The sequence below is a fragment of the Catonella sp. genome, from assembly GCF_057250765.1.
In genome coordinates this window covers 56,932-65,467 of the sequence record NZ_DBHIEC010000016.1, presented here as the reverse complement: position 1 = coordinate 65,467, position 8,536 = coordinate 56,932, and the positions used below count along the sequence as shown (strand labels likewise).

Annotated in this window: 6 protein-coding genes; all 6 read left to right on the top strand. The window is 40.7% G+C overall.

Features of this window, described 5'->3' with window-relative positions:
- Nucleotides 1-129 precede the first annotated feature (129 nt).
- Nucleotides 130-549, top strand: coding sequence for a hypothetical protein (locus ACO6HM_RS09290; protein ID WP_485390775.1), 420 nt, complete (start codon nt 130-132; stop codon nt 547-549).
- Nucleotides 550-1,438: 889 nt separating this feature from the next.
- Nucleotides 1,439-1,903, top strand: a complete 465-nt coding sequence (locus tag ACO6HM_RS09285; RefSeq protein WP_485390774.1) for a low molecular weight protein-tyrosine-phosphatase — start codon at nt 1,439-1,441, stop codon at nt 1,901-1,903.
- Between the two features lie 47 nt (nt 1,904-1,950).
- Nucleotides 1,951-3,117: an MFS transporter gene (locus ACO6HM_RS09280; protein ID WP_485390773.1), complete on the top strand. Its 1,167-nt coding sequence runs from the start codon at nt 1,951-1,953 to the stop codon at nt 3,115-3,117.
- A 174-nt stretch (nt 3,118-3,291) separates the two neighbouring features.
- The gene (locus ACO6HM_RS09275) at nt 3,292-4,653 is read left to right on the top strand and encodes a sulfatase family protein (RefSeq protein WP_485390772.1); all 1,362 of its coding nucleotides are present in this window, start codon (nt 3,292-3,294) and stop codon (nt 4,651-4,653) included.
- Between the two features lie 207 nt (nt 4,654-4,860).
- Nucleotides 4,861-5,958, top strand: coding sequence for an anaerobic sulfatase maturase (locus ACO6HM_RS09270; protein WP_485390771.1), 1,098 nt, complete (start codon nt 4,861-4,863; stop codon nt 5,956-5,958).
- Nucleotides 5,959-5,989: 31 nt separating this feature from the next.
- Entirely contained in the window at nt 5,990-8,524 is a 2,535-nt protein-coding gene (locus tag ACO6HM_RS09265) for a beta-glucosidase (RefSeq protein WP_485390770.1), read from the top strand.
- Nucleotides 8,525-8,536: the final 12 nt, after the last annotated feature.

The window sequence follows — 8,536 nt, the reverse complement described above, 5'->3', positions numbered from 1 at the left end:
GCAAAGGAGAGTTTTACAATTTAACTGCAAGAAATGCACAACAATGCAAACATAATTGATAAGCTTAATCTAACTCTTAGGAGTATTGATACTGTAGAAGGTAAGAAACGCATCAGGGAGTTCTATGCCATGTCTCCGGAAGATGCTTACGAGATATTGGAGGCTATTGCAGAGATTAATTCTTTGCAGGATAATCTGAAACTATGGGAACAAACTTCAAAGGAGCAGGATGAAGAAGCTCAGGCTGAGGAAATAAAAAAATCGGTCAGCAATAGACATCATTTTCAGGATATAGAGTTCACATCAAGTACAACCGGAAAAAGCTATAGAGGCACAACTGGATCTGATGGGACCTTGTGTATAATTGAAAATGAAACAAATAGTGAGGTTGAAAATTTTAGTAAACCATCAAAAAAAGAAATAGTGGGTCAGGCTATTTTGGACTTAGGTGGTGATACTGATAAGGATGAAACACTATACCAGAGGTACAGAAAGCTCACTAAACTTATTCAGAATAGTAATGAAAGAATAGTCATAAATCGAAACTGATTTATTAGTTAAATCTCAGTTTTTCTTATCAATAGTGAGGAAAACCAAAAGTTAATCACACAAATTCTAAGTTGTAGGGCTAAAATAAGTTGCTAAGTAGACGCAAAAACTGATAAATATCCAGACTCGCTCCGGCATCCGCTTCGCTACGCCTAACGCGCTCGCTTAGGCATTATCAGTTTTTGCTGTTATCTTACCACACAGTGACGCTCCGAATGATAACATTTCAGACTCGCTCCGGCATCCGCTTCGCTCCGCCTAATGCGCTCGCTTAGAATTTATCATTCGGAGCTGGCACCTTAAATTTATACAAATAATAACTAGAATACCAAATGAAAGACAGCTACTCCCCCCAGCCCCCTTGTGGCTGATGTGTTTGTTTGCAATCATTCATCAATTAAACAGCCGGAGCTGATAATGCCTAAGCGAGCGCGTTAGGTTTTTCGTCATCATGTAAAAACTTAAAAATAGCACCTTGCAGAAAAACCGGAGCGAGTCTGGACATTTATCAGCGAAGGCGTGACTTAGTCAACAAAAAACACATTAGCCCTACAAATTGGAATTTGTAAATCTACTCAGGATTGCTTTACACAAAAGTCAAGCAAATCAAGGAATTAGATAATATTATGCCTGATAACCGACTAATCTCTCAACCAAAGATAACTACATCTTCATATAACTTTATAGCAGGTGGCAAAGCAAAATGCCGCCTGTTTTTTCTGTATTAAGTCTTATCAAATTTATATTTATTTGGTAAAATAAAAGCATTGGTTCATACCTTATAAGGCTAACCCTAAATTTGAAACCCATTTAACGATACTACCGTTAAAAGGTGAGTATGCAAACCCACTCAAAACAGGGCAAAATAAGGCATTTTAGGAGGATAAAAATGAAAACAAGCGTACTTTTTATCTGCCATGGCAACATCTGCCGCAGCACCATGGCACACTTTGTATTCCAAGACATGATTAACAAAGCAGGCCTTGCAGACGAATTCCTCATTGACTCCAAGGCAACCAGTACGGAGGCGCTTGGAGAATCCACCCACTATGGGACAGTGAAAAAGCTTAGAGAAGTGGGGGTACCTGTTCTGCCACATACCTCTACCCAGATAACTAAGAAAGATTACAGGGATTTTGACTACATTATCGCCATGGATACAAATAACCTTAGAAATCTGGATAGAATTCTAAATGGTGATCCGAAAAAGAAGATAAGAAAGCTGCTTTCTTTTGCAGGAAAAGATGGTGATATAGCAGATCCTTGGTATACCGGTGACTTTGATGCTACGTATAGAGACGTACTTGAAGGCTGTGAAGGACTATTAAAAGAATTAACAACAACATCACAATAAGTGATGCTCTTTACTTACTGACATTATTTTTAATCCGGAGGAAATTCATGTCTTCACTACTTTTAGCAGTCATCTATCTCATTTTCATAAGCCTGGGGCTGCCTGACTCTCTCCTTGGTTCAGGCTGGCCTAAGATGCAGGCTGTGTTTTCGGTACCCTCATCTTATGCGGGTTATGTATCGATGACTATATCATTTATGACAATCATATCAGCACTTCTAAGTCCTCGTATGATAAAGCACTTCCATACAAAATGGATTACGATAGTGTCAATAGGGCTTACTATAGCCGGGCTTTTAGGATTTTCAATGTGCAGCCATTACTGGATGCTGTTTATATTTGCTGTTCCTTATGGATTTGGAGCAGGAGCTATAGATGCATCGGTAAACCACTATGTGGCAAATAATTATTCGGGCTCGGTTATGAACTTTCTGCACTGCTTTTACGGTGTAGGAGCGGTGATAAGCCCGTATATTATGGCACTCGCACTTAAATACGCAAGGTGGAATGAGGGCTATAGTTGGACATCCTATATCCAGATGTTTATTCTTTTCGTGTGCATTATTTCCCTTCCTTTGTGGAAAACTAATGGCAAAGAAGAGGAAGAAGACCACAGTGACAGTGTTGGAATTAAAGAAGCGCTTAAGGTGCCTGCAGTTATTTTCACTTTGATTGCTTTCTACGCTTACTGCGCGGGAGAGGCTACCTGTTTCCTTTGGACTCCGAGCTATTTTGCAGGTACAAAGAGTGGGCTTAGTGCTGAAACTATCGCTTCGTTTGGCTCGCTTATCTTTGGTGGGCTTATGCTTGGAAGGCTGATTTCAGGATTTATTTCAAATAAACTGGGAGACAGAAGGCTTATACGCACAGGCATTTTCGTGGAATTATTAGGAATAATAATGGTATTTTTACCTGTGGAAAACTATATGGTGGCAGCCGCAGGCTTTGTAGTCATTGGAACCGGTATGGGGCCTGTCTATCCTGCTATCCAGCACATGGCACCTGCCAATTTTGGGAAGAAATACAGTGCAGCTGTTATAGGGCTTCAGATGGCAGCAGCCTATGTCGGAAGTACCTTTATGCCTATGATATTTGGGCTTCTTCAACAGAAAATCGGCATAGCCATTATGCCTACATTTCTCCTGATTTTTGCCATTATCAATTTTGTAATGCTTGAGTTAACCTATAGTAAAATAAAGGTAAAATCAGCCTAAACCCACACCATTTAACATAATCTCTTGACAGTCACATGGCTTAATAATACAATGTCTGAAGATAGAATATTTGACGAAAGTTAAAGTTTAGCCAATGTATTTAATGCTAAATCTAAGCAGGCATAGTTATTATTAAAGCCATGCGTCATAGAGATTTTTTTTTCGGAGGTAATTATGGAAAAGCCAAATATAATTTTCATTTTTTCTGACCAGCAGAGGGCAGATACTATGGGCTGTTATGGTCAGGAGCTTGATATAACACCTAATCTTGACAGACTTGCGGGTGAGGGAGTGCTTTTTAGAGATGCTTTTACCGCTCAGCCGGTATGTGGGCCTTGCAGGGCAATATTTCAAAGTGGCAAATATCCTACGGAAATAGGCTGCTACAGAAACGGCCAGTCCCTCCCAAGAGACATCAAAACTCTCGCTAACTATATGGAAGAGGCAGGCTATGAAAATGCCTATGTCGGCAAATGGCATCTGGCAAGTGACAGGGCAAGCTACAGCGTGCCTGCAAATCCTGACTATGAGACGCACGCCATACCTGAGGATAGAAGAGGTGGTTATAAGGGCTTTTGGAGGGTGTCTGATGTGCTTGAAGCGACCTCCCATGGCTATGACGGCTATGTATTTGATGAAAACATGAACAGGATTGACTTTAAGGGCTACAGGGTTGACAGGATTAATGATTTTGCACTTGAATTCCTTGATAAATATGATGGTAAAAAGCCGTTTTTCCTTACTGTTTCACACATTGAGCCGCATCATCAAAATGACAGGGCTGACTATGAGGGGCCTGACGGCTCTAAGGAGAGGTTTAAGGATTGTAAGCTGCCTAAGGACTTAGAGGTGCTTGAAGGAGATGCAAGACAGATGTACCCTGATTATCTGGGCTGCTGCAAGAGTTTAGACGATAATTTTGGAAAATTAGTTGATAAGCTAAAAGAAAAAGACTTATATGACAACACGATAATAATATACTCCTCAGACCATGGCTCTCATTTTAAGACAAGAAATAGAGAGACTTACTTAAAGGGCTCTGATGACTACAAGAGAACCTGCCACAGCTCTGCACTTAAGGTACCTCTAATAATCGCAGGCGGCGCATTTAAGGGGGGAAAGGTAGTCCGGGAGGTTGTTTCTACCTGCTCTCTTCCAAAGACAATCCTAGCTATGGCGGGAGTTGATGTGGGAGATAATATGATAGGCGAAAACCTTGCAACCCTTATAGATAAGCCTATAGACGAGGATAAATTCGTATATGCCCAGATTAGTGAAAGCAGGCTTGGAAGATGTATAAGAAGTAAAGACTACCTCTACAGCGTGTTTGTACCTGAAAGTAACGGCTGGGATGAGGATAGGAGCGATGTCTACGAGGAAGAATTCTTCTACGATTTAAGTAAGGACCCTTATGAATTAAATAACCTAGTAAATGACAAATCTACTCTGGAGATAAGAAAGAAGCTGGCAAAAAAGCTGATAGAGAAGATAGAGGCTGCAGGCGAAGGAAAGGTAGAGATAATAATTAAAGAATGATTTTTAGGACTAGTATTCTAAAGTGTAAGGCATAGGATATTAGTCCTTTTTTCTACGAGGATATTATGAGTCAAAAGATAATTGAAATAATGGATGTAAATACTTATAATGGGAATGGAATAAATCATAAAGGTGTCAAAAGATGATAAATTCATTTGACATTATATTGATAGATAGTTTTTTAAGAGATACAGACAGGAGAATTAAATGCCCGCTATCAGTGTACTTATAAAACCCGCTTCGGGGCTATGCAATATGCATTGTGACTATTGCTTTTACAAGGATGAGATGGAGAACCGCACCGATGCATCTTTTGGCTTTATGACGGAGGAAACGCTTAAAAATGTAATAAGGAAGACTCTACTTAGAGCTGAAGGAGTGGCAAGCTATGCATTTCAAGGTGGTGAGCCCTCTCTTCGTGGGCTTGATTTCTTCAAAAAAGCGGTGGAGCTGCAAAAGAAGTATAACAAAAATAACGTGAGGGTGAACAATGCATTTCAGACAAACGGAACCCTCATTGATGAGGCTTGGTGTACTTTTTTTAAGGAAAACAATTTTCTTGTCGGACTTTCCATTGACGGAAATAGATGTACCCACGATAAATACAGGCATTTGAATGGGAAATCAGCCTATGATAAGGCTTATGAAACAGCCAAACTATTTGATAAATTTGGAGTGGAATACAATATATTAACTGTTGTTACTGCAGATGTGGCAAAGAACATTGAAGAAATATACAGGGATTATGCCGAAAAAGGCTTTAAGTACCAGCAGTATATTCCCTGCCTTGAGGCATTTACAGAGGACAAAAAAGAAGGAGAATTCGCACTTACCCCTGAAGTTTACGGAGAATTTCTCATAAAACTCTTTGACCTTTGGTTTGAGGACTGGAAAAAGGGAAGGCAGCCCTATATAAGGAGCTTTGAAAACTATGTAGGTATTCTTATGGGCTACATGCCTGAGGCCTGCGAGCAGCGTGGAGTCTGTGGCGTACAGAATACTGTTGAGGCTGATGGAAGTGTTTATCCGTGCGATTTCTATGCCCTTGATGAGTACAAATTGGGCAATTTTAATACGGATAACCTCGATGTAATAAATGAAAACAGGCTTAAGAGTAAATTCATAGAACGCTCCATCCCTCTTCCTGAGTCCTGTAAAGTCTGTCCATACATCCAAGTTTGCAGAGGAGGATGTATGAGAAACAGGGTGAAGAACGAATTTACAGGGGATTATGAAAACAGGTTTTGCTTAAGCTATAAGATGTTTTTTGAAAAATGTCTTGATAGTATGTGGGAGATAGTGTAGAGGTTATAAACAATCACCTAAGGAGGTCATAATGCAAAAAAGAACAAGAAAGTACAGTGGTGTAAGGAGCGCAGAAGTAACAAGCCGTGAAATAAAGCATAGAGAAATAGCCAGATATGCTGCTACACAAGGGTTTGTGCTTCTAAAAAATGATGGGTTACTGCCACTAACAAGTGATGCAAGGGTATTTTTAGCCGGTACGGGAGCGGTTCACGCCATAAAGGGTGGAACAGGCTCGGGTGACGTTAATGAAAGAGAAGTAGTAAGCATCCTGACTGGATTTAAGAATGCAGGACTCAGGGTTGTAAATGAAGAGGCTATCCTCTCTTCTACCACGGATTATGAGGATGCACAGGCTGAATATGTAAATAAGATATTTAACAATATGTCAAACATATCAAGCCAGGATTTCTTTGAACTTTTTATGCGTGAGAAAAGACGTGATTTTAAGAGGGTTCCTATAGATGAAGAAGCAGTAAAGGCTTCTGATGCCGCTTTCTATGTAGTTAGCAGGGTTGCGGGTGAAGGAAAAGACAGAGTCCTGGAGAAAGGCGATTATTACCTAAGCGACATAGAAAGAGAAGAGCTTAACAAACTGGGAAAATACACTGATAACATAGTGGTTCTAATCAATGCAGGAGGCCCTGTTGACCTAAGTGACATATTAAGCAACAAGAGCGTAAGGGCTATAATGAATATATCACAGCCGGGTATGGAGCTAGGCAATGCTGTGGCTGATGCGGTAATTGGCAAGGAAACTCCTTGTGGAAAGCTGTCTGCTACCTGGGCTCTTCTTTACAAGGATTATCCAAATGCATCGACATTTAGCCATAATAATGGAGATGTTGAAAATGAGAGATATACTGAAGGTATCTATGTTGGCTACAGATATTTTGACAGCTTTAACGTAAAACCTGCATTTCCATTTGGTTTCGGTCTTTCTTATACAAACTTTGAGATTTCTGATGTGAATATATCAGTAAGCAGCGGGGAAATCACAGTAGAGTCTAAAGTCGCCAATGCTGGTAACAAATATAGTGGACGTGAGGTGGTACAGGTCTACGCTACCTGCCCTCAGACAGGTATTAAAAAAGAATTTAAGAGGCTTGTCGGGTTTAAGAAAACGAGAGAGCTTAAGCCCGGTGAAAGTGAAGTCTTAAAGGTGACTATCTACTCTAAAGCGCTTGCTTCCTTTGATGAAGAGAAGAGCCGCTGGATACTTGAAAATGGGGAATACGGTATCTTTGTGGGCAATTCTTCTGACAACGCAGAAATAGCCGGAATGGTATCAGTTAAAGAAGACTATGTAATAGAAAAGGTTGAACACATTCTTCCGCTTCAGGAGAAACTTGAAGAAATAGTAAGGCCTGACAGCGTGATAAGTGAGCTTACAAAGAAATGGAAGGAAGAAGCAGAAAATAAGGGGATTAAAGCCATCACCTTTGTTCCTGTTAAAGAAGAAAGGGCAAAGAAGGGGCGTAGTGACCTTGACCTTATTTCTAAGGAGTTGGCAGCAAAGTTTACAGATGAGGAGCTTACAGCTCTTTTAATGGGAGAAATAAGCAAGGGACAGGACAACATAAAGGATAATGAACTGATTGAAACAGGTATCTGTGTTCCGGGAGCAGCAGGGGAGACAACCTGTGCACTTGAAGAAAAGTATGGTATTCCGGGTATATCGATGGCAGATGGTCCTGCCGGCTTAAGAGTGCTTAGAAGCTATGATGTGGACAGAAATACCGGGAAAATATATGGAGTGGGGCTTATAGGAAGCCTTGAAGGCGGTCTTTTTAGGAGGGACTATAAGAATGAGGATGTAGACAAGTACTACATGTACGCGACTGCTATTCCTATAGGCACTCATCTTGCACAGACCTTTGACCTTGAATTGGTTAGAAATCTCGGTAGGCTTGTAGCGGATGAAATGACTGAGTTTGGTATTGCCTGGTGGCTGGCTCCGGGACTTAATATTCACAGAAATCCTCTTTGTGGAAGAAACTTTGAGTATTATTCAGAAGATCCGCTGCTTTCAGGGGAGATGGCGGCGGCTATTACACATGGAGTACAGTCCGTTCCGGGTGTGGGTACCACAATCAAGCATTTTGCCTGCAACAATCAGGAAGACAACAGAATGAGCTCGAACAGCATAGTATCTGAAAGAGCTTTAAGAGAGATATATCTCCGAGGGTTTGAAATAGCCATTAAAACAGCCCAGCCAATGTGCATTATGACCTCCTATAACCTCATCAACAGCATACATACAGCAAACAGCTATGACCTTTGTACGATAGTAGCAAGAAATGAGTGGGGATTTGAAGGAATAATAATGACAGACTGGACTACGACAACTGCGGGCGGAAGCAAATCATCGGCTTGCGCTATAGCGGGAAATGATCTTATAATGCCGGCAAATCAGATAGACATTGACAACATAATGGCTGCACTTAAGGACGGTTCTCTTCCAAGAGGCATAGCAAGAGACTGTGCAGCAAGACTTATAAAGGTCATCTTCCAGACAATCGGAATGGAGGATATAGAGGCTTATAATAAACAGTTTGGATTTTAGAATGGATAAAAG

Excerpts from the sequence above, each read along its gene's own strand:
- ACO6HM_RS09290 (WP_485390775.1), top strand. The coding sequence starts at position 130 with ATGTCTCCGGAAGATGCTTACGAGATATTGGAGGCTATTGCAGAGATT.
- ACO6HM_RS09275 (WP_485390772.1), top strand. The coding sequence starts at position 3,292 with ATGGAAAAGCCAAATATAATTTTCATTTTTTCTGACCAGCAGAGGGCA.
- ACO6HM_RS09285 (WP_485390774.1), top strand. The coding sequence starts at position 1,439 with ATGAAAACAAGCGTACTTTTTATCTGCCATGGCAACATCTGCCGCAGC.
- ACO6HM_RS09265 (WP_485390770.1), top strand. The coding sequence starts at position 5,990 with ATGCAAAAAAGAACAAGAAAGTACAGTGGTGTAAGGAGCGCAGAAGTA.
- ACO6HM_RS09270 (WP_485390771.1), top strand. The coding sequence starts at position 4,861 with ATGCCCGCTATCAGTGTACTTATAAAACCCGCTTCGGGGCTATGCAAT.
- ACO6HM_RS09280 (WP_485390773.1), top strand. The coding sequence starts at position 1,951 with ATGTCTTCACTACTTTTAGCAGTCATCTATCTCATTTTCATAAGCCTG.